At 60.8% G+C, this 26,159-nt stretch carries 26 protein-coding genes and 2 tRNA genes; 11 read left to right on the plus strand and 17 right to left on the minus strand.

Annotated features, from left to right (window positions below; all coding sequences use genetic code 11):
- Positions 1-12 precede the first annotated feature (12 nt).
- Together AAGF34_RS14555 and ftsY are read right to left on the minus strand one after the other, a co-directional pair.
- The gene (locus tag AAGF34_RS14555) at positions 13-1,227 is read right to left on the minus strand and encodes an ABC transporter substrate-binding protein (RefSeq protein WP_342616446.1); all 1,215 of its coding nucleotides are present in this window, start codon (positions 1,225-1,227) and stop codon (positions 13-15) included.
- Positions 1,228-1,234: 7 nt separating this feature from the next.
- The gene (ftsY, locus tag AAGF34_RS14560; protein ID WP_342616447.1) at positions 1,235-2,311 is read right to left on the minus strand and encodes a signal recognition particle-docking protein FtsY; all 1,077 of its coding nucleotides are present in this window, start codon (positions 2,309-2,311) and stop codon (positions 1,235-1,237) included.
- Positions 2,312-2,340: 29 nt separating this feature from the next.
- Between ftsY and AAGF34_RS14565 the strand changes: the two genes are divergently transcribed.
- The 5 genes from AAGF34_RS14565 to coaD all read left to right on the plus strand — a co-directional run bounded on the left by AAGF34_RS14565 (position 2,341) and on the right by coaD (position 7,226).
- Positions 2,341-3,768 (plus strand): pitrilysin family protein, encoded by a 1,428-nt coding sequence (locus tag AAGF34_RS14565; protein ID WP_342616448.1) that lies wholly within the window; start codon positions 2,341-2,343, stop codon positions 3,766-3,768.
- Between the two features lie 23 nt (positions 3,769-3,791).
- Entirely contained in the window at positions 3,792-5,135 is a 1,344-nt protein-coding gene (locus AAGF34_RS14570) for a pitrilysin family protein (RefSeq protein WP_342616449.1), read from the plus strand.
- Positions 5,136-5,232: 97 nt separating this feature from the next.
- Positions 5,233-5,871, plus strand: coding sequence for a hypothetical protein (locus AAGF34_RS14575; protein WP_342621101.1), 639 nt, complete (start codon positions 5,233-5,235; stop codon positions 5,869-5,871).
- Between the two features lie 174 nt (positions 5,872-6,045).
- Positions 6,046-6,681, plus strand: coding sequence for a 16S rRNA (guanine(966)-N(2))-methyltransferase RsmD (gene rsmD / locus AAGF34_RS14580; protein WP_342616450.1), 636 nt, complete (start codon positions 6,046-6,048; stop codon positions 6,679-6,681).
- A 56-nt stretch (positions 6,682-6,737) separates the two neighbouring features.
- Positions 6,738-7,226: a pantetheine-phosphate adenylyltransferase gene (coaD, locus tag AAGF34_RS14585; protein ID WP_342616451.1), complete on the plus strand. Its 489-nt coding sequence runs from the start codon at positions 6,738-6,740 to the stop codon at positions 7,224-7,226.
- Here coaD and AAGF34_RS14590 read toward each other — a convergent pair.
- Positions 7,216-8,640, minus strand: coding sequence for an amidase (locus AAGF34_RS14590; RefSeq protein ID WP_342616452.1), 1,425 nt, complete (start codon positions 8,638-8,640; stop codon positions 7,216-7,218). The two genes, coaD and AAGF34_RS14590, sit on opposite strands and share 11 nt — an antisense overlap.
- 81 nt (positions 8,641-8,721) lie before the next feature.
- Here AAGF34_RS14590 and AAGF34_RS14595 point away from each other — a divergent pair, with 81 nt between their 5' ends.
- Positions 8,722-8,991 (plus strand): YfhL family 4Fe-4S dicluster ferredoxin, encoded by a 270-nt coding sequence (locus AAGF34_RS14595; RefSeq protein WP_342616453.1) that lies wholly within the window; start codon positions 8,722-8,724, stop codon positions 8,989-8,991.
- 28 nt (positions 8,992-9,019) lie between these two features.
- Here AAGF34_RS14595 and AAGF34_RS14600 read toward each other — a convergent pair whose 3' ends face one another.
- The 8 genes from AAGF34_RS14600 to AAGF34_RS14635 form a co-directional block, all read right to left on the minus strand.
- Positions 9,020-9,478, minus strand: coding sequence for a hypothetical protein (locus AAGF34_RS14600; protein ID WP_342616454.1), 459 nt, complete (start codon positions 9,476-9,478; stop codon positions 9,020-9,022).
- A gap of 33 nt (positions 9,479-9,511) precedes the next feature.
- Positions 9,512-10,165: an aminoacyl-tRNA hydrolase gene (pth, locus tag AAGF34_RS14605; RefSeq protein ID WP_342616455.1), complete on the minus strand. Its 654-nt coding sequence runs from the start codon at positions 10,163-10,165 to the stop codon at positions 9,512-9,514.
- Positions 10,166-10,246: 81 nt separating this feature from the next.
- Positions 10,247-10,912, minus strand: a complete 666-nt coding sequence (locus AAGF34_RS14610; protein ID WP_342616456.1) for a 50S ribosomal protein L25/general stress protein Ctc — start codon at positions 10,910-10,912, stop codon at positions 10,247-10,249.
- A 103-nt stretch (positions 10,913-11,015) separates the two neighbouring features.
- Positions 11,016-11,993: a ribose-phosphate pyrophosphokinase gene (locus AAGF34_RS14615; protein WP_342616457.1), complete on the minus strand. Its 978-nt coding sequence runs from the start codon at positions 11,991-11,993 to the stop codon at positions 11,016-11,018.
- 77 nt (positions 11,994-12,070) lie between these two features.
- Positions 12,071-12,147, minus strand: a tRNA-Gln gene (locus AAGF34_RS14620).
- Positions 12,146-13,024 (minus strand): 4-(cytidine 5'-diphospho)-2-C-methyl-D-erythritol kinase, encoded by an 879-nt coding sequence (gene ispE, locus AAGF34_RS14625; protein WP_342616458.1) that lies wholly within the window; start codon positions 13,022-13,024, stop codon positions 12,146-12,148. The genes AAGF34_RS14620 and ispE overlap by 2 nt, the downstream gene beginning before the upstream one ends.
- A 33-nt stretch (positions 13,025-13,057) precedes the next feature.
- Positions 13,058-13,555 carry an outer membrane lipoprotein LolB gene (locus tag AAGF34_RS14630; protein WP_342616459.1) on the minus strand — a complete coding sequence of 166 codons (498 nt, stop codon included), beginning with the start codon at positions 13,553-13,555 and terminating at the stop codon, positions 13,058-13,060.
- A complete protein-coding gene (locus tag AAGF34_RS14635; RefSeq protein ID WP_342616460.1) occupies positions 13,552-15,282 on the minus strand; it encodes a tetratricopeptide repeat protein in 1,731 nt (576 codons plus the stop codon). Before AAGF34_RS14635 ends, AAGF34_RS14630 begins: the two co-directional genes overlap by 4 nt.
- Positions 15,283-15,333: 51 nt before the next feature.
- Between AAGF34_RS14635 and mutM the strand changes: the two genes are divergently transcribed.
- Genes mutM through mutY form a run of 3 tightly spaced genes read left to right on the plus strand, consistent with a single transcriptional unit; the run spans position 15,334 to position 19,196 of the window.
- Complete coding sequence (mutM, locus tag AAGF34_RS14640; RefSeq protein WP_342616461.1) at positions 15,334-16,149, plus strand: bifunctional DNA-formamidopyrimidine glycosylase/DNA-(apurinic or apyrimidinic site) lyase; 816 nt, start codon at positions 15,334-15,336, stop codon at positions 16,147-16,149.
- Between the two features lie 48 nt (positions 16,150-16,197).
- Entirely contained in the window at positions 16,198-18,150 is a 1,953-nt protein-coding gene (locus AAGF34_RS14645) for a dynamin family protein (RefSeq protein ID WP_342616462.1), read from the plus strand.
- A gap of 2 nt (positions 18,151-18,152) precedes the next feature.
- Positions 18,153-19,196: an A/G-specific adenine glycosylase gene (gene mutY / locus AAGF34_RS14650; RefSeq protein ID WP_342616463.1), complete on the plus strand. Its 1,044-nt coding sequence runs from the start codon at positions 18,153-18,155 to the stop codon at positions 19,194-19,196.
- A gap of 13 nt (positions 19,197-19,209) precedes the next feature.
- Here the strand turns inward: mutY and rapZ are convergent, their stop codons facing one another.
- From rapZ to AAGF34_RS14665, 3 genes are read right to left on the minus strand one after another with little or no spacing between them, the layout of a single operon-like run.
- Entirely contained in the window at positions 19,210-20,103 is an 894-nt protein-coding gene (gene rapZ / locus AAGF34_RS14655) for an RNase adapter RapZ (protein WP_342621102.1), read from the minus strand.
- A 29-nt stretch (positions 20,104-20,132) separates the two neighbouring features.
- Complete coding sequence (gene recN / locus AAGF34_RS14660) at positions 20,133-21,782, minus strand: DNA repair protein RecN (RefSeq protein ID WP_342616464.1); 1,650 nt, start codon at positions 21,780-21,782, stop codon at positions 20,133-20,135.
- A gap of 3 nt (positions 21,783-21,785) precedes the next feature.
- Entirely contained in the window at positions 21,786-22,688 is a 903-nt protein-coding gene (locus AAGF34_RS14665) for an NAD kinase (RefSeq protein ID WP_342616465.1), read from the minus strand.
- A gap of 28 nt (positions 22,689-22,716) precedes the next feature.
- Between AAGF34_RS14665 and hrcA the strand changes: the two genes are divergently transcribed.
- A complete protein-coding gene (hrcA, locus tag AAGF34_RS14670; protein ID WP_342616466.1) occupies positions 22,717-23,724 on the plus strand; it encodes a heat-inducible transcriptional repressor HrcA in 1,008 nt (335 codons plus the stop codon).
- A gap of 24 nt (positions 23,725-23,748) precedes the next feature.
- Here hrcA and AAGF34_RS14675 read toward each other — a convergent pair whose 3' ends face one another.
- On the minus strand, positions 23,749-24,021 hold the full coding sequence (locus AAGF34_RS14675; RefSeq protein WP_342616467.1) for a hypothetical protein: 273 nt from the start codon (positions 24,019-24,021) through the stop codon (positions 23,749-23,751).
- 148 nt (positions 24,022-24,169) lie between these two features.
- Between AAGF34_RS14675 and AAGF34_RS14680 the strand changes: the two genes are divergently transcribed.
- A tRNA-Ile gene (locus tag AAGF34_RS14680) sits at positions 24,170-24,246 on the plus strand.
- Between the two features lie 63 nt (positions 24,247-24,309).
- Here the strand turns inward: AAGF34_RS14680 and AAGF34_RS14685 are convergent.
- A complete protein-coding gene (locus AAGF34_RS14685) occupies positions 24,310-25,323 on the minus strand; it encodes a tyrosine-type recombinase/integrase (RefSeq protein ID WP_342616468.1) in 1,014 nt (337 codons plus the stop codon).
- On the minus strand, positions 25,304-25,954 hold the full coding sequence (locus tag AAGF34_RS14690; protein ID WP_342616469.1) for a hypothetical protein: 651 nt from the start codon (positions 25,952-25,954) through the stop codon (positions 25,304-25,306). The genes AAGF34_RS14685 and AAGF34_RS14690 overlap by 20 nt, the downstream gene beginning before the upstream one ends.
- Positions 25,955-26,159 lie beyond the last annotated feature (205 nt).

Here is a 26,159-nt window from a genome sequence, read left to right on the forward strand (position 1 = left end):
TTGGCGCAGGCTTCACACACCGTAGCGTGCCAGCCATTCTTTTTCCAGCGGTTCCACCCAGGAACCGTGGGGCTCGGGCAGGGCAGGCGCCGACTGGCGCACCTGTCCGGGCACGGCGTCTCCTGCAAACAGGGCCTGCTGCTGTGCGTTCAGGCGTTTGGTGTCCAGCACCGTGGGGTCGCCCCAGACGCGGATATCGGCCTTGCGGGCCTGGGCTTCGGGCTCGAGCAGGAAGTTGGCCAGTACCAGGGCGCCTTCCTTGGCGCGGGCGTTGAACGGAATGGCCACGAAGTGGGTGTTGCCAATGGTGCCCGCAGGGAACTGGTAGCTGACCACGCTGGCGGGCAAGCGCCCGGCGGCAATCTCGTTGGCAGCATCGTTGGGGTTGAAGGTCAGGGCCCAGCGCAACTCGCCATCGGCCAGCATCTGGCGCATGGCGGCAGCATTGTTGGCAAACTGCTTGCCAGCGCGCCACAGATGTGGGTGCAGTGCGTCCAGATAGCTCCACAGCGGTGCAGTCGCCTTGGCCAGGGCCGGGGCAGCAAACGGTTTGTAGAGCGCGTCGCGCTGGGGGGTCAGGTCCAGCAGCAGTTGCTTGAGGAATGTGGTTCCGTGGAAGTCTGGTGGCCGTGGATAGGTGACCCGCCCCGGGTTGGCACGGGCGAAAGCCAGCAACTCCTGGATGCTCTGTGGCGGTTTGGGCGTGCGCTGGCTATCCGCCATGAAAGTGAGCTGGGCCATGCCCCAGGGCGATTCCATGCCTTCTACGGCTTCAGCAAAGTCCAGACGGGTGGTGGGCTTGCCCTGCAGGTCCACCAGCGCAAAGTTAGGCAGGCTGTCGGTAAACGGGCCGTGCAGCAGGCCTTCGCGTTTCATGGCCAGAAAGTTCTCGCCATTGATCCACACCAGGTCCACCGAGCCTTCTTGCTTGCCCGCAGCTTTCTCGCTGCGCACGCGTTTGACCACGTCGGCGGCATCGCTGATCTTGACGTGCTCCAGGCGCACGCCAAAGCGTTGCTGCGCCTGTTGCCCGGCCCAGCGGATGTAGGCATTGATGGGTTCGCTGCCGGCCCAGGCGTTGAAATACACCGTCTGGCCCTTGGCCTTGGCGGTGATTTCCTGAAAGGCTTCGGCCGCGCTCGCACGGGTGGCCGCGCCAAGGGTGCCCATGCCCAGCAGGGAGAGCACATGGCGGCGATGGAGGTGGCGGGTATCTTGGGGTATCAAGGTGTTCTCAAGCGAGCAGGGCCTGCGCAAATTCGCGGGCATTGAAGGTCTCTAGCTCGTTGAGCTGTTCGCCCACACCGATGAAGTACACCGGGATGGGCCTGTCGCGTGCAATGGCCGCCAGCACGCCGCCTTTGGCCGTGCCGTCAAGCTTGGTGACGATCAGCCCGGTCAGCCCCAGCGCGTCATCAAAGGCCTTGACCTGCGCCACCGCGTTCTGGCCGGTGTTGCCATCAATCACCAGCAGCACTTCGTGCGGCGCACTCACGTCGGCCTTCTGGATCACGCGCTTGATTTTTTTCAGCTCTTCCATCAGGTGCAGCTGCGTCGGCAGGCGGCCCGCCGTGTCGATCAGTACCACGTCCTTGCCGCGTGCCTTGCCGGCGGATACGGCGTCAAAGCTCACGGCTGCCGGGTCGGCGCCCGCCTGGCTGATGATCTCCACCGTGTTGCGGTCGGCCCAGATGCTGAGCTGCTCGCGCGCGGCGGCGCGGAAGGTGTCGGCTGCGGCCAGCAGCACGCTGGCGCCTTCTTCCGACAGGTGGCGCGTGAGCTTGCCGATGGAGGTGGTCTTGCCTGCGCCATTCACCCCCGCCACCATGATGACGGTGGGCGTCTGCTGGCCTATCACCAGTGGCTTTTGCAGAGGCTGCAGCAGCTCGGTCAGATCGGCAATCAGCTGGTTCTTCAGAGCTACCGGGTTGGTCAGGTTGGAAGACTTGGCTTTCTTGCGCAGGTTGTCGGTGAGGAACTGGGTGGCAGACACACCCGCGTCGGCCATCAGCAGGGCGCTTTCCAGTTCTTCAAACAGGGCTTCGTCTACCTTGTTGCCGCCAAACACGCCTGAGAGGCTGCTGGCGGTCTTGCCCAGACCAGCCTTGAGACGGTCCAGCCATTTCTGGCGTTCGGGCTTGGGTGCAACAGGTGCCGCAATCGCATCGGGCACCGGTACCGGTGCTGCCAAGGCACTGCCGATTTGTGTGCCAGCAGCCGCAGGCTGGACTGGCGCGGCGCTGCCATCAGGTACTGCAGCAGGGGCGGCAACCGGAGCGGGGGGGGATTTTTTCTTGAAAAAACTGAACATGGAAACCGTTCTTAGAATGGCTCCATTCTATGAAACACACCAATCACTGGCGCCGATGCGCGCAAATCGCATTCCTGGCCGTGCTGGGTTGGGTCACCTGTGGGGCTGCGCAGGCAGCCACGCCCGCCGACGCAGTGCGCCAATACACCCTGGCAAACGGCATGACGCTGATCGTGCGGCCCGATCACCGGGCACCCACGGCCGTTCACATGCTGTGGGTGCGTGTGGGTGCCATGGACGAGGTGGACGGCACCAGTGGCGTGGCCCACGTACTGGAACACATGATGTTCAAGGGTACTCCGACGGTGAAGGCGGGCGAGTTCTCGCGCCGCGTGGCGGCTCTGGGTGGGCGCGAAAACGCATTCACCAGCCGGGACTACACCGGCTTCTACCAGCAGATCCCGGCGGCCCGGCTGGAAGACGTGATGCAGCTGGAGTCAGACCGCTTTGCCCACAACCAGTGGAGTGACGAAGAGTTCCGCAAGGAGCTGGAGGTGGTGAAGGAAGAGCGCCGACTGCGCACCGAAGACAACCCGCACGCACGTCTGGGTGAGGCGCTCAGCGCGGTGGCATTCACCGCGTCACCCTATCGCCGCCCCATCGTGGGATGGATGAGCGATCTGGACGCGATGACGCCGGATGATGCCCGCGCCTTTTTCCAACGCTGGTACACGCCCGCCAATGCGGCCGTGGTGGTGGCGGGCGATGTGGATCCGGATGCGGTTCTGGCGCTGGCGCAAAAGTATTACGGCGGCATTGCCGGACACGCTGTACCCGCTCGCAAACCGCGTGAGGAGCCTGAGCAGGGCGGCATGCGGCGCCTGGACTTCAAGGCGCAAGCTGAGCAGGCCAGTGTCACACTGGCCTTCAAGACGCCCAGCTTTACCGCTGCGGCATTGGACAGCACCACAGATGCCGTCAGCAACGATGCGCTGGCGCTGACCATGTTGGCCGCGGTGCTCAGCGGTTACGACAATGCGCGGCTGGAACGCGCCCTGGCCCAGCCGCAGGACCATGTGGCCGACAGCGCGGGTGCCATGTGCGGGCTGGCCGCGCGCGGGCCGCAAATGTGCTACCTCTACGGCGTGCCGTCCACCGGCAAGACCGCAGCCCAGGTGGAAGCTGCCCTGCGTGCGCAGGTGGCGCTGATTGCCCGCGAAGGGGTGCAGGAGCATGAACTCAACCGCGTGAAGAACCAATGGATTGCCAGCGAGGTGTACAAGCAGGACAGCGTGTTCAACCAGGCCCGCATACTGGGCTCCAACTGGGCCATTGGCTTTCCGGTGGACACCGACGAGAAGCTGATTGCCCGCCTGCGCGCTGTCACCGCTGCCCAGGTGCAGGACGTCGCTGCGCGCTACTTCGGTGACGATTCCCTCACCGTGGCCACCTTGCTGCCCCAGCCGGTAGACCCCAACCGCAAACCCCGCGTTGCCATTCCCGGTTTGCGCCACTGATGCCATCTGCAATGGCTCATTCCATGACTACTCCATTTCCGCATGCCATCCGTTGGCTTCTGACCGTTGTTGCTTCGCTGTGCTGTGCTGGCTCTGCCCGGGCGGCTATTCCCATCGTGCATTGGACCCATGCCAGCGGTGCCCAGATCTTTCTGGTGGAAAGCCCGGCCATTGCCATGGTGGATGTACAGATCGACTTTGACGCAGGCGCGCGGCGTGATCCGCGGGACAAGCCAGGGCTGGCCAACCTGATGGCTTCCAGCACGGCGTACGGCGTCAAGGCACGTGGCAGTGAGGCCGCCCTGGACGAGAACGGCCTGAGCGACGCCTGGGCCGATCTGGGGGCCAGTTTTGGCGGCAGTGCTGGCTCCGACCGCTTGAGCTTTGCCTTGCGCTCGCTCACCTACCCGGACATATTGCCCAAGGCCGCTGCACTGGCGGCGCGCCAGCTGGGCGACCCGGCCTACCCTGACGCCCCCTGGCTGCGTGACCGTCCCAAACTGGTGGCCAGCATCAAGGAAGCCAATACCCGGCCTGCCACGGTGGCTGGACGCGCATTTGCCAAGGCGGTGTATGGCGACCATCCCTATGGTGCGGAGAGTACCGAAGAGTCCCTGGGCCGTATCAGCGCCGCCGACATGCGTGCATTGCACGATAAGGCACTGCGCGCCTGCAGCGCCAAGGTGAGCATTGTGGGCGCGGTCAACCGAGCCCAGGCCGATGTGTTGGTCGGCCAACTGCTGGCGTATTTGCCCCAGGGCGGCTGTGATGCCTTGCCACCCGTGCCCGAGGTGGCCGCGCTGTCGGGGCCGAAAGAGGAGCACATTGCCTTTGCTTCGGCACAGGCTCACGTGCTGCTGGGCCAGCCCGGCTTCAAGCGCAACTCGCCCGACTTCTTTGCCCTCACCGTGGGCAACCACATCCTGGGCGGGGGCGGCTTCGCCGCGCGCCTGACGGAGGAGGTGCGGGAGAAACGCGGGCTGACCTACAGCGTCTACAGCTATTTCGCGCCGGGCCTGCATGCGGGCGCCTTCACCGTCGGCCTGCAGACCCGGCCAGATCAGGCGCAGCAGGCGCTCAACCTGGTGCGCGAGGTGCTTGCCAAGTTTGTGAAGGACGGCCCCACCGAGAAGGAGCTGCAGGCCGCCAAGGACAACCTGATAGGCGGCTTCGCCCTGCGCCTGGACAGCAACCGCAAGCTGCTCGACAACGTGGCCAATATCGCCTGGAACGATTTGCCCCTGGATTACCTGGAAACCTGGACGTCGCGCGTGCAGGCGCTGACGACCGAAGACATCCGCTTGGCATTTACCCGCACCTTGCAGCCTGAGCGCATGGTGACGGTGGTGCTGGGGGCGGGCAAGTAGTTTATTTTGCCGTTTACCCCATGTCCGATATCATGGTTTCAAACTCAAGGAGACTGCCATGCGCACAATGTGGAAACCGGTTGGTTTGGCTGTAGTGATGTTGGGCGTTGCGGCGTTTGCTGCAGCACAGACCAACGCCAAGGACATGACGTTTTTCGTGACCAGTACCGGCCCCGGCAACGGTGGCGATCTGGGGGGGCTGGAGGGGGCCGACAAGCATTGCCAAAGTCTGGCGCAAGCCGTCGGGGCGGGCAACCATGAATGGCATGCCTACCTGAGCACGCAAGCACCCAAGCTCACCGATACCAATTTTGTCAACGCACGTGACCGCATTGGTTCCGGCCCCTGGAAGAATGCCAAAGGCGAGGTGATTGCGCGCTCGGTGGACGAACTGCATTCCCCAGCCAGCAATCTGAACAAGGCGACAGCACTGACCGAGAAGGGTGAGTTAGTCAACGGACGGGGCGATACACCTAACGTGCACGACATGCTGACCGGTTCCCGCCCCGATGGCACGGCGTTCCCCGGTGCACCGTTTGCCGACATGACCTGTGGCAACTGGACCAAGTCCGGCCCCGACGGCTCCGCCATGACCGGCCACCATGACCGCAAAGGCCCGCTGGAAACCACATGGGCCACATCGTGGAATTCGGCCCACCCCACGCTCGGCTGCAGCGCCGAGAAGATCAAACCCACCGGGGGTGAAGGACTGTTTTACTGCTTTGCAGTGAAGTAGGTCGAACCAGCGTCCGGGCCAACCCGCCGCGCTGTTCTCGTCCGGGAGGGGAGTGCCGGGCGGCGATTTTGCGGCCAACGGACGCATGAGCCGCCCGGCACACCCCTCCCGGACAGGCAAGTGCCACTGTTTGCCGATGAAGCACAACAACCAAAACCGGCTAAGCTCACCCACATGAGTACCAAAGCCGCAAAACCCGCATCGACCCAACCCAAGCGCCCCGCCAGACCCCGTGGTGTGCATAGCAACGAGGTCCGCATCATCGGCGGCCTGTGGAAACGCACCAAGCTCAAGGTGTCCGACAAGCCCGGCCTGCGCCCTACGCCCGATCGCGTGCGTGAAACCCTGTTCAACTGGCTGGGCCAAGACCTGACCGGCTGGCGTTGTCTGGATGCTTTTGCTGGCACCGGCGCACTGGGCTTTGAGGCGGCGTCCCGGGGTGCCACGAACGTTGTATTGGTGGAGTCGGACTCCGCGCTGATTGCCCAATTGCAGAAAACCAAAGATCAGTTGCAAGCCACTGCCGTGCAGTTGCAGCGTGGCGATGGCGTCGTGTCCATCCGGCAGGCGGCACCGGCCAGCCTGGACCTGATTTTTCTGGACCCGCCTTTCGATGCGCCTTTGCTGGAGCCCGCACTGAATGCCTGTACCCGCGCGTTGGCGCCCACCGGGGCTATCTATCTGGAAGGCCCGACCCGATGGACCGACGAGCTGTTGTCGCCCATGGGCCTGACCGTACACAAGTACCTCAAGGCAGGTGCGGTCCATGCGCATCTGCTGAAGCCGATCGGGGCTGCTCCACAGGTCTAGGCCTTTGCATAATCGACGCACGATAGACGTTTAACCCTTTGTACGTTGGAGCCCTCATGTCCAAGGCAGTGACTGCAGTTTTCCCCGGCACATTCGATCCCATCACGCTGGGCCACCAGGACCTGATTCGCCGCAGCGCAGGTCTTTTTTCCACGGTCATCGTGGCAGTGGCAGTGGCACATCACAAGAAGACCCTGTTCACCCTGGACGAGCGGCTGCAAATGGTACGAACCGTGTTTGCGCCATGGGCCAACGTGCAGGTGGAATCGTTTACCGGGCTGGTGCGTGACTTTGCCGTGGCACACGGCGCCGGCGCCATGGTGCGCGGCGTGCGTTCGGTGACCGACTTTGACTACGAGGCGCAACTGGCCGGCATGAACCGGGCGCTGGCGCCCAATGTCGACACGCTATTCCTCACGCCGGACTCGCGCTACCAGTTCATCAGCAGTACGCTGGTGCGTGAAATCGCCACGCTCAGGGGTGATGTGCAGCAGTTCGTGGCACCCGAGGTGCACGCCATGCTGCTGGAAAAGCTCAAGGCTTAGGAGGAAGCGGCCAGGGCCTTTGAGGTTCGCGCAGGACTTCGAAGGCGCGGCTCATTTGCAGCACACCCAGATCATCAAAACGTTGCCCTGCAATCTGCAGGCCAATCGGCAAGCCGCTGCGGGTGTAACCGCAGTTGATGCTGGCCGCAGGTTGCTCCGACATGTTGAACGGCACCGTGAAGGCAATGTGCTCCAGCGGTCGCAACGGGTCGTTGGTAGGGGAGGGCAGCTCTGCTGCAAAAGCCGGGATGGGCGAGGTGGGCGACAGCACGTAATCAAATGCCTGGCAGGCTTTGACGGTGGCTATGCGGGTGGCGTGGAACTGGCTGGTGGCGGAAAACATGGCAGTACCTGACATGCTGGCAGCACTGTCGGCCCAGGTGCGGATATAGGGCAGCACAGAAGCGCGCCGTTCGGGTGAAAGGGCTGCAAGATCCAGGTGGGAGCGCATGCGCCAGGCGTGGTCCATGCCGTCCAGCATCTGCCGCGTCAAAAATGGCTGCATGGGGATGATGATGGCGCCAGCCTGCTCCAGCAGCTGCGCGGCGCGCTCCACCGCGATCTGCACTTCCGGGTCGACCGGCAGGCCGCAGCCGGCATCCAGCAGCAGGCCGATGCGCACGCCTTCCAGGTGGCTCACCGGCGTATTCCAGTTGTCCCAGTCAATGGCCTGGAAGGGCAGGCTCATGCTGTCGCGCGCATCCGGCCAGCACAAAGCCTGCATCATTAGGGCGGCATCTCCCACGCAACGTGTCATGGGGCCGGCAGCACGGCCGGTGTAGGGCGGATCAATCGGTATGCGGCCCAGGCTGGGTTTGAGGCTGTAGATGCCGCACCAGCCCGCTGGCAGGCGCAGTGAACCGCCGATGTCGGTGCCCACATGCAACGGGCCGTAACCAGCGGCCGCCGCAGCTGCAGCACCGGCGCTAGAGCCGCCCGGTGTCTTGCTCAGATCCCAGGGGTTGCGCGCCAGCGCATGGAAGCTGGATACGCCGGAGGACAGCATGCCGTAGTCGGGCATGGTGGTCTTGCACAACAGCACGGCGCCGGCCTCGCGCAGTCGGGCTGCAGGCGGCGCGTCATTGGGCGCGGGTGTACTGTCGGTGGCCTGGGTCCCTAGTGGCATGGGATCGCCGCGCGTGGCTATGTTGTCCTTCAACGTGACCGGCACGCCGTCCAGTGGACTCAAAGGGTTTTTTTGCAGCCAGCGCATTTCAGAAGCGCGTGCGCTTTCCAGGGCCTGCTCCGGATTGAGCAGGTAGCTGGCGTGGATGTGGGGCTCCCAGAGCGCAATGTGCTGAAGCACGTCCTGCACCACTTCGACCGGTGACAGTGCACGGCAACGGTAGGCGTCGGCGAGCGCGGAGGCGCTCCAATCGTGCAGGGGGAGGGATTGCTCGGTGGCAGTGCTCATGTCGTTAGTGGGTGTAAGGGGGCTGCGTCCGGCGGATTATCGATCGGGTTGCGATAATCGGGGCATGAAACCGAGAACAGCATGGCACTGATCATTACCGACGAATGCATCAACTGCGATGTATGCGAGCCCGAGTGCCCGAACGAGGCCATTTTTCTAGGGCCGGAGATCTACGAGATCAACCCGGACAAGTGCACCGAGTGCGTGGGCCACTTTGATGAGCCGCAGTGCGTGCAGGTCTGCCCTGTGGCCTGCATACCGGTCAATCCGCAGCATGTGGAGAGCAAGGAAACCCTGTGGGAAAAGTACCGTCGCCTGCAAGCGCAAGCAACGGTTGCCAAGGAGGGCTGAAGGCGCAGGCTCCGCCTGGCAAAGGCGGTTACTTTGACTTTGGGGTGTGTTTGCTGTCCGGTTTGCTGCCTGGGACATTGACCGTGAAGACTTCATGGTCCTTGGACTTGGCCTTGCCGCCGGACTTTTTGCTTGCGGCTTTTTGCTTCTCTTCCGCTTTTTTGTTTTCCATCTTTTGCTTGGCGGCCTGTTTGGCGTGGGCTGCCAAGGCAGCCTTGTCACGCGCCAGCGCCTGGGCTTCGTCCTTGCGGCGGCTGGCCTCCATCTCCTTGCCCAGAGCCTTGTCGCGTGCCAGCCCTTCTTTTGCGGCAATCCGTTGCGCCTCGGTACGTGAGTCATCCACCGGTACTTCTGTCGCTCCTGTGCACGGAGTCTGGCTGTAGCTGTTGCCGCAGCGGTAGACCGTTTGGGCACCAGCTCCGGCAGCAAATGCCGCCGTTGCCAGCAGTACCAGGGGCTGGAGGGTGTTGCACTTAAAACTCTTCATGGTTTTTTCCTTTGCAGTGGAGGGAGAGAGGGGCTACGTCGGCCCTGCCTCGCCAGGGGGTGGCGCGGACGGTGGGCTTTCGGGTTGCGGCGGGCGCGGTGGCTTGGGCCTGGGTGGCTTGCTGGTATGGATCAGCAGCGTGGCCTTGTCCATGTCACCGGAGAGAAAGTGAGGCAAGGCCTTGAGTGCGCGGTCCAGCGTCTGTTCAATGGCGATGCGATGGTCTTGCGAGGGTTTTTTGAGAACCCAGTTCACCACTTCGGACTTCACGCCGGGGTGTCCTACGCCTATGCGCAGTCGCCAATAGTCCGGTGAGCCCAGCTGGGCGTGGATATCGCGTAAGCCGTTGTGGCCGGCGTGGCCGCCACCGCGCTTGAGCTTGGCTTCACCGGGGGCGATGTCCATCTCGTCATGTGCCACCAGGATTTCTTCCGGCAGGATCTTGAAGAAGCGTGCCAAGGCGGCCACGGACTTGCCTGACAGGTTCATGAAGGTCTGGGGTTGCAACAACCACACCGTCTTGCCGTCCACTGTGGCACGCGCCACAAAGCCGTGGTAGCTGCGGTCCATTACCAGCGGGACTTTGAGCGCGCGGGCCAATGCGTCAATCCACCAGAAACCGGCGTTATGGCGGGTGGCTTCGTATTCCGGGCCTGGATTGCCCAGGCCGACAAACAGTTTGATCATGCAATGATGGTAGAGCAATTGGGCTGTACAAATGACAACGGCCCACCGAAGTGGGCCGTCGACAGCTAGCGCGGAAGTGGATTACTTCTTGGCAGCAGGTGCCTTGGCGGCTGGCTTGGCACCCTTGGCTGCTGGTGCAGCAGCAGGTGCAGCGGCTGCGTCAGCAGCAGGTGCTTCCGGTGCGGCGCCAGCGATGGCCACCACGGAAACGATCACGGGGTTGTTCTTGCCGTGGGTCACAGCAGACACGCCCTTGGGCAGAACGATGTCGTTCAGGTGCAGGGAAGCACCCTTCTTCAGGCCGCTCAGGTCCACCTTGATGAATTCAGGCAGGTCGGTGGGCAGGCACAGGACTTCGATTTCGGTCACCACGTGGTTGGCGATGCAACCGTCGGTCTTGACCGCAGGCGACAGCTCGTCACCGAAGAAGTGCAGTGGCACCTTCATGTGCAGCTTGGTGGTAGCGTCCACGCGCTGGAAATCGATGTGCAGGATCAGTTGCTTGTAGGGGTGCATTTGCACGTCACGCAACAAGACCTTGTGTTCCTTGCCAGCCAGTTCCATGTCCAGCACGGAAGCGTGGAAGGCTTCTTTCTTGATGGCATGCCACAGAGCATTGTGGTCGAGTTCGATCAACAGAGGCTCACCTGCACCACCGTAAACGATGCCGGGGGTACGGCCTGTATTGCGGAGACGGCGGCTCGCACCCGTGCCCTGCTTAGCGCGCTCAAAAGCGACAAATTTCATAACTTACTCCTGAAAGAGTCCACCGCGACCAGTGTGACTCCGGTTTAATAAAAACGCCGCTGCACCATGCGGCGGCGTTTGCTTTTTGTCCTGATCGGGAAACCTAGAAAAGGTTCTCCTGATCCGAGAACAAACTCATGACCGACTCGCCCTTGGCAATACGCTGGATCGTTTCGGCGATCAGCGGAGCCACGGTGAGTTGGCGAATTTTGGTGCACTGCGCAGCCGCAGGGCTGAGCGGAATGGTGTTGGTCACCACTACTTCATCGAGTGCGCCGCCATTGGCAATGCGCTCGATGGCCGGGCCCGAAAAGATCGGGTGGGTGCAATAGGCGTAGACCTTCTTGGCGCCACGGGCCTTCAGCACTTCGGCAGCTTTGACCAGGGTGCCGGCGGTGTCGATCATGTCGTCCATGATGACGCAGTTGCGGCCTTCGATTTCACCGATGACGTGCATCACTTCGGACACATTGGCCTTGGGGCGGCGCTTGTCGATGATGGCCAGATCGCAGCCCAGCTGTTTGGCCAAGGCGCGTGCACGCACCACGCCACCCACGTCGGGAGAGACCACGATCAGGTCTTCGTAATTCTTTTGGCGCAAGTCACCCAGCAGCACGGGCGAGGCGTAAATGTTGTCCACCGGGATGTCAAAGAAACCCTGGATCTGGTCGGCATGCAAGTCCATGGTCAGCACGCGTGCCACACCGACGGCTTGCAACATGTTGGCCACCACCTTGGCAGTAATGGGCACACGGGTGGAACGCGGGCGGCGGTCCTGGCGTGCGTAACCGAAATAGGGAATGACGGCGCTGATTCGCTCAGCAGATGCGCGCTTGAGCGCATCCACCATGATCAGCAGCTCCATCAGGTTTTCGTTGGTAGGCGCGCAGGTGCTCTGCACCACGAACACATCACGGGCACGCACGTTCTGATTGATTTCCACCGTGACTTCGCCATCGGAGAATCGGCCCACGGTTGCAGCGCCAAGGGAAATACCCAGGTGGTCTGCGATGGAAGCGGCCATGCCAGGATTGGCATTGCCAGTGAAGACCATGAAATCAGGTGGAGTGGGTGCCTGCATGCGGATTCCAGCGAAAAGAGTGGGTTTACTTTGTAACTTTGCGCATTCTGTCGCAAGAACCTAACTTGCAACAGATTTGGCAGGGGAGGAAGGATTCGAACCTTCGCATGCTGGAATCAAAATCCAGTGCCTTAACCAACTTGGCGACTCCCCTACACGGGTTGGCAGTGAACACTACCCACCGATAAACCGTCGCTGGTTGCCCACCCGAGGAGGGGATGGACATCCAAACTACTGCACAACCTGACTTGCATACTGCCTGGGGCACTATCCAAGTTCACGCCATGCGCTACATGTGCAAACACCGCGCTACCTGAACCCGTCATCCGGCCGTTGAGACCGAGTGATGCGAGCCACGCAAGGGCTTGATTCACACCGGGGCACAACTTCTGGGCAACGGCTTGCAGGTCGTTTCGGCCAAAGGCCAGTGCGTCTGCAGCGAAGCCTGTGATTATAGCAGGCTCTGAATCGCGTTTTAGCTCAGGGTCCGAAAAAATCAGTCGGGTATCCAATCCGGCCTCTGGTTTTGCCACCAAAAACTGTGCGTTGGGTAACGTAATGGGCGTTATTTTCTCGCCGATGCCCTCCACCCAGGCATGGCGCCCGCACAGGAAAAAAGGCACGTCTGCACCCAGGGTTAGACCGATTTTCATCAGGCTTTTCACAGGAAGATGCAGGTTCCACAAGCAGTTGAGGGCCAGCAGGGTGGATGCTGCGTCCGAAGAGCCTCCGCCCATGCCGGCCTGTGCGGGCACCGATTTGCTCACGCCGATGTGCACGCCCAATGCACAACCCGTCGCCGTCTGTAGCGCGCGTGCCGCACGGGTGCTGAGGTCGTCCACTGGCAATTCCCATGTGAGGTCCTCGCGGGAAACATTGCCGTCCTGGCGCAGCGAAAAGTGCAACGTATCGCACCAGTCAATCAGCATGAAGGCCGATTGCAGCAGGTGGTAGCCGTCTTCCCTGCGCCCAGTGATGTGCAAAAACAGATTGAGCTTGGCCGGAGCGGGGATGTCGTAGAGCGACTGCATGGGCAGCATTATCCCTTTGGCGGCAGACCCGCTTCAGCGCTCCAGGATGATTTTGACTTCCGACTGCACTTCTTCCAGGTGCTTGGCGCTGATTCGGCCATTGGCCGCATCCTGCAGATCGGCCTGCCAACCAGGCACCGCTTCGTCAACGCCTTGCAACCAGGCAAACAGGCTGGCCACGGGAAGGTCCGCACCCGTGACTTGACGGGCCAGTTCCTGCACCGAACTGAAGCTGCGTTGACCTCCCTGTGCGTCCAGCGTGGCGGAATTTGCGTCCCAGCGCATGCGCGCCACGGTTGTGCCCAGTGGCGAAGTCAGCAGCAATTCACCTTGCGATGGTCTGCCCTGCAAATCGAAGTTTGCGAAAAAAGCCTGCGGTGGTTTGCTGTAAACACGAACGGCCAGTTTCCCCTGCCAATGGGCCTCATCTGGCGCACGTGTCTGCAGCGGGGCATTGTTGGCGCAGGCATTGAGCAGGGCGATAGCGCACAAGGCGACCACACTTCGCCAGGTGCAAAAGGTGCGATTCACGGTGCGCTCAGACGTTTGATGGTTTCACGCAGCGTTTCGTTGTCCGGGCTTTGCGCCAGACCTTCTTTCCAGATGGCTTGCGCCTCAGGTTTGAGGCTGAGGGACCACAGTACCTCGCCCAGATGGGCTGCAATTTCCGGGTCGGGACGGTTCCGGTATGCGTCCTGCAAAATCTGCCGCGCCTGGGCCAGATTGCCGCTGCGGAATTCCACCCAGCCCATGCTGTCCTGGATGAACGGATCGTTGGGGGCCGCTTCCAGCGCCTTGCGGATCAGTTCACGTGCTTCGTCCAGGCGCAACTTGCGATCTGCCAGTGAATAGCCCAATGCGTTGTAGGCCTGGTAGTAGTCGGGCCTGGCAGCGATCAACTGGCGCAGCAAGGTCTCCATCTCGTCGACCTTGTCCAGCTTCTCTGCTGCCATGGCCAGGTCATACGCGTAGTCCACGTCGTCCGGGTTGTTTTGTGCCGCCTGTTTCAGCAATTCGTAAGCGGCTTGGTACTGTCTGCTGTCGCGCAACAGCTGCACCTCCATATTGACCTTGGTGCGTGCATCTTCGGGTTGGAGTTCGGGCGCGGAACGGATCAGGGCGCGGGCTTTGTCCAGTTTGCCCTGGCGTGCCAGATTGGCAGCACGACGGCCCTGTACGCGCAAGGCATCCTGCGGGCTGTCGATAAGGTCCAGGTAATGCTCGGCTTCGTCCCATTGCTGGCTTTGTTCCGCCAAATCTGCCAGCATGAAGTAGGCTTGGGTCAAGCCCCGATCCTGCACGGCGTCGGCTGGAGCGTCACCCGCAGGCGCGCGCAGCTTCACAAATGTGTTGAGTGCAAAGCGGCCTTCGCTTTCATTTCTCTCCTGCAGGGCCAGCGAGCCACGTACCAGCCAAGCGTCGGCAAAGTCAGGCGTGCTGTCGTTGATGGCAATGACCTGTGCCTTGGCGTCTTGCAGGCGTTGGGCTTCCAGCAGCTTGCGTACATAGCCCATGCGCAGCTCAGGCCGTGAAGCGGCCTGCAAGTGCCGAAGCACCATGGCCTCGGCCGCTGGCAGTTTGGGGTCCATGAGGGCCAGTGCCAATTGCACCGGCTCTTCCGCCTTGGGGTTGAGTGCAGCCCCTTTTCTGGCCGCTTCGAGTGCGCCTTCGCCGTCACCGGCCAGCAGTCGCATGGTGCCTATTGTGGCGTATGCTGCCGGGCCGGTGGTGGCATTGCCGATCTCGTTGGACAATGCTTGTTCCACTACTTTGGCAGCCTGCTTTTTGTCATTGACCCGCACGAAGAAGCGCGGCAGTTGTCCGATGGCAGAGGCCCTTTCCATACCCTGCAGCAGCGCGAGGTCGCGCCTGACTGGCTCTATCGTTTCGGGCAGTCTGTTCAGGCCAATCAGTATCTGCAACACAAAGCGCAGTGCATTGCGGGAAGTAGGCTGGGCCTTGGCCCAGGCTTGTGCGGCCTGCAGGGCCGAGTCGCCTGCGCGAGCGCGCAATGCAATTTCCACGGCTCTCTCGAACAATTGCTCGGAACGGGTCTTTTGCGCAGCATCCAGCATCAACTGAAAGGCAGAGCCGTTGTCACCGCTTTGTGCACTGATCTCCGACACCAGCAACTCATACATCAGGTCGCCGTTGAGTTCCGAGTTCTGCGGGGTTTTGAATTGCGCCCATGCCGGATGCAACCCCAAGGCCATGAGTAGCATCAGCGGGGCGAGCTTGGAGCGCTTGAAGAGTGTCATCAGGCCATAATAATCCAACACGAGAAGCCTTCGTCAACCTGTGACCACCCCATGCCCGAACTACCGGAAGTTGAAGTTACCCGCCTGAGTTTTGTGGATGCCATCCGGGGTGCCTCCATTGTCGCAGTCCGCATGGGCAAACCCTTGCGCTGGCCGCTGGGCGTGCAACCCGAGCGCCTCGTCGGGCAAACCGTGCGGGACGTGCGCAGGCGCGGCAAATACCTGTTGATTGATCTGAGCGATGGCCTGCTGCTGCTGCATCTGGGCATGTCCGGCAGTGTGGTCTTTACCCGGGATTTACCGCCAGCCGGCAAGCACGACCACTTTGAGTTGCAAACCAGCCATGGCACTTTGCGCCTGAATGATCCCAGACGATTTGGAGCGGTGGTCTTTGCGCACGATGAAGCGGACCCGTTGGCGTGCAAGCTGTTGGGCAAGCTGGGGGTGGAGCCTCTGGGAGAGTCATTCCAGGTGGCGCAGTTCCACCAGGGATTGCAGTCGCGTAGTGCTCCTATCAAACAGGTGTTGTTGGCGGGGGACCTAGTCGTGGGTGTGGGCAATATCTACGCGTCCGAAGCCCTGTTCCTGGCGGGTATTCGCCCCACAACCCGGGCCAACCGCATCAGCCGGCCGCGTGCGGCGAGACTGCAACAGGCCATACGCGATGTGCTGGCGCGCGCCGTGGCAAAAGGCGGCAGCACCTTGCGTGACTTTTCCAACGCGCAAGGGGAGTCGGGCTACTTTCAGCTTGAAGCCATGGTGTATGGTCGGCAGGGCGAACCCTGTCGCGTCTGTGGCACCACCATCAAGTCACTGCGGCAGGGGCAGCGCTCCACATTTTTCTGCCCGGTGTGCCAGAAGCCCTGAGTGAAAACTGCAGGCGCAGTGCTATATTGAAGCAAAGCGGGGGAACACTTGGCCACATCGTTCAATGAGCAACTGGATCAGCATGGCGCATGGCGTCGTGCCTTTGCCTTGCGCCTGAAGTTGCTCTCGGAATGGATGGCCGACCACGAACTGTTGGATTCCGCGACCCGCGAGCGGCTGCAGCGCCTGGAAGCCCAGGTGCGCGCAGACAAGGTCATGGTGGCCTTTGTGGCGGAGTTTTCGCGTGGCAAGTCGGAGATGATCAATGCCATCTTCTTTGCCGGATACGGCAGGCGCATCATGCCCGCCAGCGCGGGGCGCACCACCATGTGCCCGACCGAAATGGGCTATGACGCCGAAGTACCGCCGTGCCTGCGACTGCTCCCCATAGAGACCCGTTTGCAACCCCAGGCCCTGATGGAATGGCGCATGGTTCCCGAAAAGTGGCACCGCGTCGACCTGGATGTACACAACCCCAAGCAGCTAGCCGCGGCTCTGGAAATGGTGTCGCAAACCCGCAAGGTCACGCAGGAAGAGGCGCGCGCCCTGGGCTTTTGGCAGAGCCAGACGCCCGAGGACAAACCATTGTTGGACGCGGACGGTCTGGTGGAAATCCCGCTGTGGCGCCACGCCTTGATCAACATCGCACATCCCTTGCTCAAGCAGGGGCTGGTGATACTGGATACACCTGGGCTCAATGCCATCGGCGCCGAGCCTGAGCTGACGGTGAGTCTGATACCGCAGGCCCAGGCGGTCATCTTCATTCTGGGCGCCGACACCGGCGTTACCAAGTCCGACCTGGACATCTGGCGCGAGCATCTGATTTCGGACAGCACCGGAACCGAGGCGCGTCTGGTGGTGCTCAACAAGATTGACACGCTGTGGGACGAACTCAGTACACCCGAGCAGATTGAGGCACAAATCGTGCGGCAAAAGGCCAGCACGGCCGAAATCCTGGGTATCCGGGCCGAACAGGTCATTGCCGTGTCGGCGCAAAAAGGCCTGGTTGCCAAAGTCAACCGCGACGCAGAACTGTTGGAGAAGAGCTGTCTGGGGCAACTGGAAGCGGCGCTGGGTGATGGCATGCTGCTGGCGCGCCAACGCCTGCTTCGGCTGGCCGTGGACAAGGGCATCTCCGATCTGCGTGACGAAACCGGTCGGGCCATCAATGTGCGTAAGCGCGACCTGACCGAGCAGAAGATGGAACTGCAGGGGCTGCAGGGCAAGAACGCTTCGGTCATCAAGCACATGCGGGCGCGCATCTCCCAGGAGCAGGCGGACTTTGATCTGGGTGGGGCCAAGATCCATGCGGTGCGATCCGTCAATCTCAAGCTGCTAAAGGAAGTGTTTGGCATGCTGGGCTCCAAGGCACTCAAGGCCGAGATGCAGCAGCTCACGGAGTTGCTGACACAAAAAGGTCTGAAGCTTGGCGTCAAGAAGGCGTATGGCGAAACGTTTGAGCGCCTGCGCGCCAATTTCGCCAAAGTGCAGGGGCTGACCACCGAGATGCAGACCATGCTCTCGGCGATGTTCAAGCAGCTCAATACCGAGTACGGATTTTCCCTTCAGACCGTCGCCGAACCGGACTTGGGTTTCTATCTCAAGGACCTGGAGATGGCGGAGCGTAGCCACCTGCAGTACCTGGGCATCAGCAATGTATTCCGCCTGGCCCAGCCGGAGTTTGTAGACCGGCTGGTGCGTGCGCTGTATTCGCGCATTCGCGCCATCAACGAAGTCGCACTGGGTGAAATCGAGTTGTGGAGCAAGTCGGCGGCAGCCCAGTTGGATGCCCAACTGCGTGAGCGCCGCCGTGCATTTGCCCGGCGCATGGAGGCCATAGACCGCATCCAGCAGGCTGCAGGCGGCCTGGATGACCGGATACAGGAGTTTGATCAGCAAGAACAGGACATCGCGCAGCTCGAAGCCAAGTTGTTCGAGCTGACTTCGCACCTGATGGACACCGAACAAGCCAAGGCACCAGTGGACCTGGAGATCGCCTGAGCGTGTCCAGCAAGACGGATGATTTCGCCACCCGCGTGGTGCGGTGGCAAGCGCAGCATGGTCGCAACGACCTGCCCTGGCAGAACACGCGCGACCCGTACCGCGTGTGGCTCTCGGAAATCATGCTGCAGCAAACGCAGGTGGCAACGGTCAAAGCCTACTTCGCACGATTTCTGAAAAAGTGCCCGGACGTGGCTGCCCTGGCTGCTGCCAGCCAGGACGAAGTGCTGGGCCTGTGGAGTGGTCTGGGTTACTACAGCCGGGCCCGCAATCTGCACCGTTGCGCGCAGGATGTCATGCGCCTGCATGGCGGCGCCTTTCCGGCGGATGCGCAAACGCTGGCAACTTTGCCCGGTATTGGTCCGTCCACTGCGGCCGCCATTGCCTCGCTGTGCTTTTCCGAGCGGGTTGCGATTCTGGACGCCAACGTCAAGCGGGTGGTGACGCGCGTGCGGGGCTTTGAAGGCGATGTTGCGGTAGCGGCCAATGCGCGCGCCCTATGGGATGCCGCCAGTTCGCTGTTGCCCACACCCCAACGTGCCGAGCAGGACATGGCGCGCTACACGCAAGGCATGATGGATCTGGGTGCCATGGTGTGCACACCCAGGAAGCCGATGTGCCTGCATTGCCCGGTGCAACAGGACTGCATTGCCTTCAAGAACGGGAACCCCGAAGACTTCCCGGTGCGTAGCCGCAAGCTCAAGCGCAGTAGCCAGTCAATCTGGCTGCTATGGGCGCAGACACGCGCGGGCGCGGTGTGGCTGGATCGGCGACCCACGCCGGGCGTGTGGGCGGGGCTGCATTGCCTGCCCCTGTTCGAGAGTGAGGCCGACCTGCGCAACGCATTGCCAGGCAGGTTCCAGGAGCTACTGCAGTGCGAGCCGGCCTTCACACATGTGCTGACGCACAAGGACTTGCACCTGCACGCCTGCCGCGTACAGCTCGCTGCAAGCAACCGGTTGGGTGAGGGGCGCTGGGTGATGCCGGAAGAGTGGCCCACCCTGGGGCTTCCGGCACCGGTACGCAAATTGCTGGAACGCGGCTGACAGCCGTTTTGCGCTAGTGGTGGGCGCGCCCGTCCATTTCGCGGTGCCGCTTGAGCGTCACCCATTGGGCTTCAAAATGGCGTGCCAGTTGCTCCACCAGATACACCGAGCGATGCTGACCGCCGGTGCAGCCGATGGCCACCGTCACATAGCTGCGGTTGTCACGGGCCAGGTCAGGCAGCCAGCTTTCCACAAAACCGCTGATCTGCTCAAACATGCGCCGCACATCGGCCTGCTCTTGCAGAAAATCTGCAACCGGTTTGTCCTGTCCGGTCAGTGCCCTCAGTTCAGGCTCGTAGTGCGGGTTGGGTAGCATGCGCACATCAAACATGAAGTCCGCATCCGTAGGTACACCGCGCTTGAATGCAAATGATTCGAACACCAGAGTCAGTTGCGCACTTGGACTGGACACCAGCGCTTTGACATAGCCCTGCAGCTGGGCCGGGCGGATCATGCTGGTATCGATGACGTGGGCCTGTGCGCGCAGCGCAGCCAACAGGTCGCGCTCCAGTTCAATGGCCTCTATCAGCGCGTGCCGCTGGTCCGTGCTGGCGGTGTCGGTTGCGGCAATCCGAGTCGGTGCTTGCGAGAGCGGATGTTTGCGCCGGGTTTCTGAGTAACGCCGGACCAGAGTATCCGTGCTGGAGTCCAGAAACAGAGGTTTGACCACCACCCCCTGGGCCCGCAGAGCATTCAGCTGTTCGGGAACCTGGGGCAGGGACGTCGCGCTGCGAACGTCCATGGCGATCGCAAGCTGACGGGCCCTGTGCTGCAGCTCCAGTTGCACGAAGGGCAGCAGCAGTTCCGGGGGCAGGTTGTCCACGCAATAGAAACCGGCATCTTCGAGCGCATGCAGCGCCACCGATTTGCCGGAGCCCGACATGCCGGTGATGAGCACGATCTCCATCGGGCTGCCGCTGTCTTTGGAGGCGGTCGTCATGTGCCGGCCTGCAGCATTTCTTTGGCATGTGCCAGGGTGGTGCTGGAGAGTTTCTCGCCACCCAGCATGCGCGCAATTTCGCCCACCCGTGCTTCGCCCAGCACCGCGGTAACGGTGCTGAGTGTGATCTTGCCTTGCATCTGTTTGGACACTCGCATGTGGTGATCGGCGCAGGCAGCCACCTGGGGCAAATGGGTCACGGCCAGTACCTGACGGTCCACGCCGAGCTGGCGCATCAGCCGCCCCACGGTCTCGGCCACGGCGCCACCCACGCCGGAATCCACTTCGTCAAAGACCAGGGTTTGTGCGGTGCCCAATTGGCTGGTGGTCACGGCAATGGCCAATGCCATGCGAGAGAGCTCACCGCCGGAAGCCACCTTGCCCACCGGTCGTGGGGTACTGCCGGCGTGGCCAGCCACCAAGAACTGCACCTCTTCCAGGCCGCTTTGTTGTGGCTGAGCCAGTGGCTCCAGCGCCACCACGAACTGCCCGCCCTGCATGCCCAGACCTTGCATGGCCTGGGTGATGGAGGCTGCCAGCTTGGGGGCGGCCTTGGCGCGCTGGGCCGACAGCGCCTTTGCTTCGGACATGTAGGCAGCGTGCGCCTTGCGTTCGGTCTTTTCCAGGCCTTGCAGATCGGTGGCAGCGTCCAGTTGGGCCAGTTCCTCGCGCCAGGACGCGAGCAGGCCGGCCAGCTCTTCGGGCGGGCGCTTGTAGCGGCGCGCCAGGGACACCCACAAGGTCATGCGGGAATCCAGCTCCGCCAGCCGTTCGGGATCGAGTTCGGTGCGCCTTGCATACCCGCGCAGGGTGCGTACCACGTCTTCCACCTGGGCCACGCTGCTGCCCAGGGCAGCAATAGGGTCGGCAAAGTCGGGCTCCAGATGGGCTTGGTGCTGCAAGGCCTGCAAGGCTGCATTCATTGCGTGCAATGCGTTGGTGTCCGCATCTTCCAGCAGTTCCACCACACCTTGGGCGGCGTCCAGCAGGGCTTGCCCATGGGCCAGACGGCTGTGGCTGGTGTTGAGTTCGGGCCACTCGTCGGGCAGCGGGTTGAGCTTTTCCAGCTCGCCGATCTGCCAGGCCAGGCGCTCGCGCTCACGTTGCAGCGAGTCCTGTGCTTGCGTGGCTTTTTCCAATGCGGCTTGGGCGCTGCGCCACGCGGTCCAGAGCTGGCTGAGCGTGGCGGTGGAAATCTTGGCATAGGCGTCCAGCAGGCCGCGTACCGCATCGGGTCGGGTCAGGCTTTGCCAGGCGTGCTGTCCGTGGATGTCCAGCAATTGCTCGCCGATGCTGCGCAGCTGCTGCGCGGTGGCCGGGCTGCCATTGACCCAGGCGCGGCTCTTGCCCTGGGTGTCCACCGTGCGGCGCAGCAGCAGCGAGTCGCCCGCTTCAAAGCCAGCTTCATCCAGCAGGGCCTGCAAGGCTGGCGCATGGTCAAACTCTGCGCTCACGTCCGTGCGCGAGGCGCCTTCGCGGATCACTCCCATATCGGCACGCGCGCCTGTGACCAGCTGCAGCGCGTCCACCAAAATGGATTTGCCCGCTCCTGTTTCGCCGGTCAGCACGGTGAAACCGCGCTCCAGCTCCAGCTCCAGTTCGCTGACGATGACAAAGTCCCGCAGAACAATGCGCTTCAAGGCCATGGCTCAGACTACCCCTTCATTCCAATGCATTTTCTGACGCAGCGTATCAAAGTACGACCAACCTTTGGGATGTAAGAACTTCACCCGGTGCTCGGAGCGCGTGACCACAATGCGGTCGCCGTGCATCAGGGATGCCAGACTTTGCGTATCAAAGCTGGCGCTGGCATCGCGCCCGGCAACGATCTCCACCGCGATTTCGCCCGCGCTGGTCAGCACAATGGGCCGGTTGGACAGGGTGTGCGGCGCGATCGGCACGATCACCCAGCCGTCAATGGCTGGATGCATCAGTGGCCCGCCAGCGGACAACGAATAGGCGGTAGAGCCGGTGGGGGAGGCGATGATCAGGCCGTCGGCGCGCTGGTTCGCCACAAAGTGCCCATCCACCTCCATGCGCAGCTCCACCATGCCGGAGCTGGCGCCCCGGTTGACCACCACGTCGTTCATGGCCAGCGCGCTGAATACGCAAGTGCCGTCGCGAATGACCCTGCCCTGGATCAGGCTGCGCTGGTCTTCCATGTAGTCGCCCGCCAGCATGGGTGCCAGCACGGCCTTGTACTGACCAAAGGGGATGTCGGTGATGAAGCCCAGCCGACCCTGGTTGATACCGATCAGCGGCACCTTGTAGGGCGCCAACTGGCGGCCCACACCCAGCATGGTGCCGTCACCACCCACCACCAGGCACAGGTCGCATTGCTGGCCAATCGCGTCCACATTCAGTGTGGCATAGCGTGTCATGCCCATGTTGGAAGCGGTTTCGGCCTCCAGATACAGGTCGCAGCCCAGGTCCAGAACGTAGTTGGCGATTTCCTCCAGCGCCTGGCGAGAATGCGCGCCAGCCGGCCCGGAAATGGTGCTTTGGTACTTGCCGACCAAAGCGACTTGGCGAAATTGAGACAGCGACTTCATTCGCAAATTAGAGCACTAAAATGTTTACATGCTCGATGAACGTTCCAAGTTGTTGCTGAAAGCTCTGGTAGAGCGCTACATAGCCGACGGACAACCTGTTGGCAGCCGCACACTGTCAAAAGCATCGGGCCTGGAACTGTCGCCTGCCACCATCCGCAATGTGATGTCGGATCTGGAGGAACTGGGGCTCATCGTCAGCCCCCACACTTCGGCCGGGCGCATACCCACGGCGCGCGGCTATCGCCTGTTTGTGGACACCATGCTCACGGTGCAGCCTTCGCAATATGCATCGCACAGCCTGGCTCCGGATCAGCCGCAAAAGGTCATCTCCAATGCGGCCAACCTGCTGTCCAACCTGTCGCAGTTTGTGGGTGTGGTGATCGCGCCACGCCGCACATCGACCTTCCGCCACATGGAGTTTTTGCGCCTGTCGGAGAAACGCCTGCTGGTCATCATTGTCTCGCCCGACGGCGATGTGCAAAACCGCGTGATCTTCACCGAGGTGGACTACTCACAGTCCCAATTGGTGGAAGCGGCCAATTTCCTCAACAGCAACTACGTGGGGCTGGACATCGACCAGGTCCGTACGCGCCTTCAGGGGGAGGTGGAAAGCCTGCGCTCCGAGATAGCCAACCTGATGCAGGCGGCGGTGAACGTCAGCTCGGAGGCCATGAGCAATACCGAGGATGAGGTGGTGATCGCTGGTGAGCGCAACCTGCTCTCCGTGTCCGACTTTTCCAGCGATATGAGCCATTTGCGGCGCGCCTTTGACCTGTTCGAGCAAAAGGCCCAGCTCATGCGTCTGCTGGACATCGCCGGTCAGGCTGAAGGAGTGCGCATCTACATTGGCGGCGAGAGCCAGGTGGTGCCGTTTGAGGAGCTATCCATCGTCAGCAGCCCCTACGAAGTGGATGGCAAGGTGGTGGGTACGTTGGGCGTTATCGGCCCAACACGCATGCCCTATGACCGCATGATCCAGATTGTGGACATTACGTCCAAATTGGTCAGCAACGCGCTAAGCCACCACAGCAAATAGGGCTGCGGGGCGCTGGCGGGGCCGTCAGGCCAGTGAAATGGCGTTCAGGCCGAATTCGTGCATGCCCTCGCGCAGCTCTTCGATGGAGACGATGAAGTGCTTGGAAACAATGGTGACGGCATCATTGTTGGCCGCCTGCTCCAGTGGAATGAAGGAGCGGGCGTCATTGAGCAGATCCTGCAGCCGGTGTTCCTTGGGCAGGTGAATGTAGCCGCGGTAGCGTGAACCATCGTGCATCAGCACGGAAACCAGGATGGCGTTCGTTTCTTTACGCGGATCGCTTGATGATTGAGTCATGGAATTCCCCCTTGCCGTTGCCGACAATGCGCACTTGTTTGCCAGAGATTCTATCCAGCCTGGGTCCTTTTGAGAGGGTTTTCACGGATGGTGATGTTGCGCCCAGGTTTGGTGTGGCGTCAACCCCATTACAATCTCGCCTTCGGTTGGGCCGTTAGCTCAGTTGGTTAGAGCAGAGGACTCATAATCCTTTGGTCGAGTGTTCAAGTCACTCACGGCCTACCATTCCCTACAAGGCTTTGGCGCTATTGAAAATATAGCATTATTGCCCCTAATGTCAACGAAGTGTCAACCAAGCTTTCTCCGTGATGGAGCCAAGGGGTTCAACTTCACAGCATCTTGGAAGTATTGAGGGGCTAGGTGCGCATAGCGCATTGTCATGGTCAAGCTTTCATGGCCGAGGATCTTCTGTAGCGCGACGATGTTCCCGCCGCGCATCATGAAGTGACTTGCGAACGTATGGCGGAGTACGTGGGTCAATTGCCCTTTAGGCAGGTCTATTTTCGCCCGCTCGATTGCCTCTCTGAATGCCGAATAGGCAGAGGCGAAAAATCTGTCACCGGTTTCTCCAGGGGCGTGATGTGCAAGCAACTCTGCAGCTAGTTCCTTGCTAATCGGAACGGTTCTGACCTTCCCGCTCTTAGTGCGGGCGAACTGAATAAGTTGGTTTCTCAGCTGCGACTTTTTCAATGACTCAGTTTCACCCCAGCGGCCACCAGTCGAAAGGCACACTTTTGAAATCAACTTTGCGTGTCGATTCTCGGACGCAGTTAGTTCATTCAGCAGTGTGGGGATTTGCTTCTCACTGAGAAACATCAGTTCATTTTCTTGAATTTTGAATTGCCGCAACTTGGCTAATGGATTCTCTTTTTTCCAATAGCCCAATGTGATCAGTTCATTGAATACAGCACGCAAGTACGCGTGTTCTCGATTCAAATTGTTAAGGCTAATCCCTTCTTCAATTCGTTTCGTCCTGTAGTCTGTAAATACATCGACGGAGAATCGGTCGGATACTGGATTGCCCATCGCGGCAACCATGTTCTTGAGGCGGCTATATGTGTTTGCGCCCGCCCGCAGACTTGAACCATGGTGCTGGTACCAGAGGTCAACAAGCTCTAGCAGTTTCCTTACGTCACGTCGATCAGGTGCCCATTCTGAATTCTGAGTTACCTTGGTCTTCAACCATGCTTCATGCTGCTTGGCTTCGGCTTGTGTTTTGAAGGTCTTCCGAAATCTCTTTCCTCCCCTGCCAGCAGGCTGAGAGTCAACTAACCATCCCCCTTCAACTTTTTTTATTGCCATGCTTCGTTTTCGTTAGAAACGCTCTCTCAGTTTCCTTCCATTCTGCTTCTTGTCTAGCTTTCCATTCTTTGACAGAAACTTCGTTAGTCGGATCAACCTGATCAGAACTTGTATATCCCAAAACCACCCATTGTGTGAACATAGGTTGTGCTGCGCAAACAACTTCAACCATTCTTAGATTTGGCTCGGCAAGTCCTAGGACTACCGGAGCCCATTCATCAGCGGAAATGAAGGATTTTTTTGTATCGCCTCCCTCAGATCTTTGTTCGAGATATTTGAAAAGCTGCAGTCCTTTAGGCCCTGCAAATTGTCTTATCACCCAATTCAATCTTTTGCCAACCGTGTCAGAGTCGGTTGATTTTGGGATGGGCGCTGAAAATGGGAAGTCTGATTGCTTCGGTGCTTTCCGGCCTGTGAGAAGCCAAATCTCATCGTGAGGAAAGTTCTTAACGAGAAAGGCCAACATCTTGTCGTTCAGGCCCTGTTTGGCATAGTAAAAATTTTGCCATTGAGCCGAGCTAACACCGCTCATCTTTTCAAGAAGTGTGAAACGGCCGCGCGCAGAGAATTGACTAGCGACGAACGTTCGGGCACGTTCACTGACGTCGGTATCGATATTTAATCTGGCCACTTAGCGTTCCTGAGAATTTTGACTTGAGGATGCAATGCCGATGCATTGCCGTGACAACGCCAAATGAATTCTGTACAATAAATACAGAATTCATTTACATGATCGTCTCCTAATTATGAAGCCAGATACAACTCAAGCGCCGTTGACCTCGTCTGAAGCAACTCCCCTTATGACGGTAGAGCGGTTCGCTCAGCTCGTAGGAATC

Source organism: Rhodoferax sp. GW822-FHT02A01 (assembly GCF_038784515.1).
GTDB lineage: Bacteria > Pseudomonadota > Gammaproteobacteria > Burkholderiales > Burkholderiaceae_C > Allorhodoferax.

Bases quoted from the DNA above. Each gene is read 5' to 3' on its own strand.
- AAGF34_RS14615 (WP_342616457.1), bottom strand. From the start codon at position 11,993: ATGCAGGCACCCACTCCACCTGATTTCATGGTCTTCACTGGCAATGCC.
- AAGF34_RS14675 (WP_342616467.1), bottom strand. From the start codon at position 24,021: ATGACTCAATCATCAAGCGATCCGCGTAAAGAAACGAACGCCATCCTG.
- AAGF34_RS14570 (WP_342616449.1), top strand. From the start codon at position 3,792: ATGACTACTCCATTTCCGCATGCCATCCGTTGGCTTCTGACCGTTGTT.
- AAGF34_RS14610 (WP_342616456.1), bottom strand. From the start codon at position 10,912: ATGAAATTTGTCGCTTTTGAGCGCGCTAAGCAGGGCACGGGTGCGAGC.
- AAGF34_RS14665 (WP_342616465.1), bottom strand. From the start codon at position 22,688: ATGAAGTCGCTGTCTCAATTTCGCCAAGTCGCTTTGGTCGGCAAGTAC.
- AAGF34_RS14565 (WP_342616448.1), top strand. From the start codon at position 2,341: ATGAAACACACCAATCACTGGCGCCGATGCGCGCAAATCGCATTCCTG.
- AAGF34_RS14590 (WP_342616452.1), bottom strand. From the start codon at position 8,640: ATGAGCACTGCCACCGAGCAATCCCTCCCCCTGCACGATTGGAGCGCC.
- AAGF34_RS14685 (WP_342616468.1), bottom strand. From the start codon at position 25,323: ATGGCAATAAAAAAAGTTGAAGGGGGATGGTTAGTTGACTCTCAGCCT.
- AAGF34_RS14600 (WP_342616454.1), bottom strand. From the start codon at position 9,478: ATGAAGAGTTTTAAGTGCAACACCCTCCAGCCCCTGGTACTGCTGGCA.
- rsmD (WP_342616450.1), top strand. From the start codon at position 6,046: ATGAGTACCAAAGCCGCAAAACCCGCATCGACCCAACCCAAGCGCCCC.
- pth (WP_342616455.1), bottom strand. From the start codon at position 10,165: ATGATCAAACTGTTTGTCGGCCTGGGCAATCCAGGCCCGGAATACGAA.
- rapZ (WP_342621102.1), bottom strand. From the start codon at position 20,103: ATGGAGATCGTGCTCATCACCGGCATGTCGGGCTCCGGCAAATCGGTG.
- AAGF34_RS14635 (WP_342616460.1), bottom strand. From the start codon at position 15,282: ATGACACTCTTCAAGCGCTCCAAGCTCGCCCCGCTGATGCTACTCATG.
- ispE (WP_342616458.1), bottom strand. From the start codon at position 13,024: ATGCAGTCGCTCTACGACATCCCCGCTCCGGCCAAGCTCAATCTGTTT.
- AAGF34_RS14575 (WP_342621101.1), top strand. From the start codon at position 5,233: ATGTTGGGCGTTGCGGCGTTTGCTGCAGCACAGACCAACGCCAAGGAC.
- mutM (WP_342616461.1), top strand. From the start codon at position 15,334: ATGCCCGAACTACCGGAAGTTGAAGTTACCCGCCTGAGTTTTGTGGAT.
- AAGF34_RS14595 (WP_342616453.1), top strand. From the start codon at position 8,722: ATGGCACTGATCATTACCGACGAATGCATCAACTGCGATGTATGCGAG.
- recN (WP_342616464.1), bottom strand. From the start codon at position 21,782: ATGGCCTTGAAGCGCATTGTTCTGCGGGACTTTGTCATCGTCAGCGAA.
- ftsY (WP_342616447.1), bottom strand. From the start codon at position 2,311: ATGTTCAGTTTTTTCAAGAAAAAATCCCCCCCCGCTCCGGTTGCCGCC.
- hrcA (WP_342616466.1), top strand. From the start codon at position 22,717: ATGCTCGATGAACGTTCCAAGTTGTTGCTGAAAGCTCTGGTAGAGCGC.
- coaD (WP_342616451.1), top strand. From the start codon at position 6,738: ATGTCCAAGGCAGTGACTGCAGTTTTCCCCGGCACATTCGATCCCATC.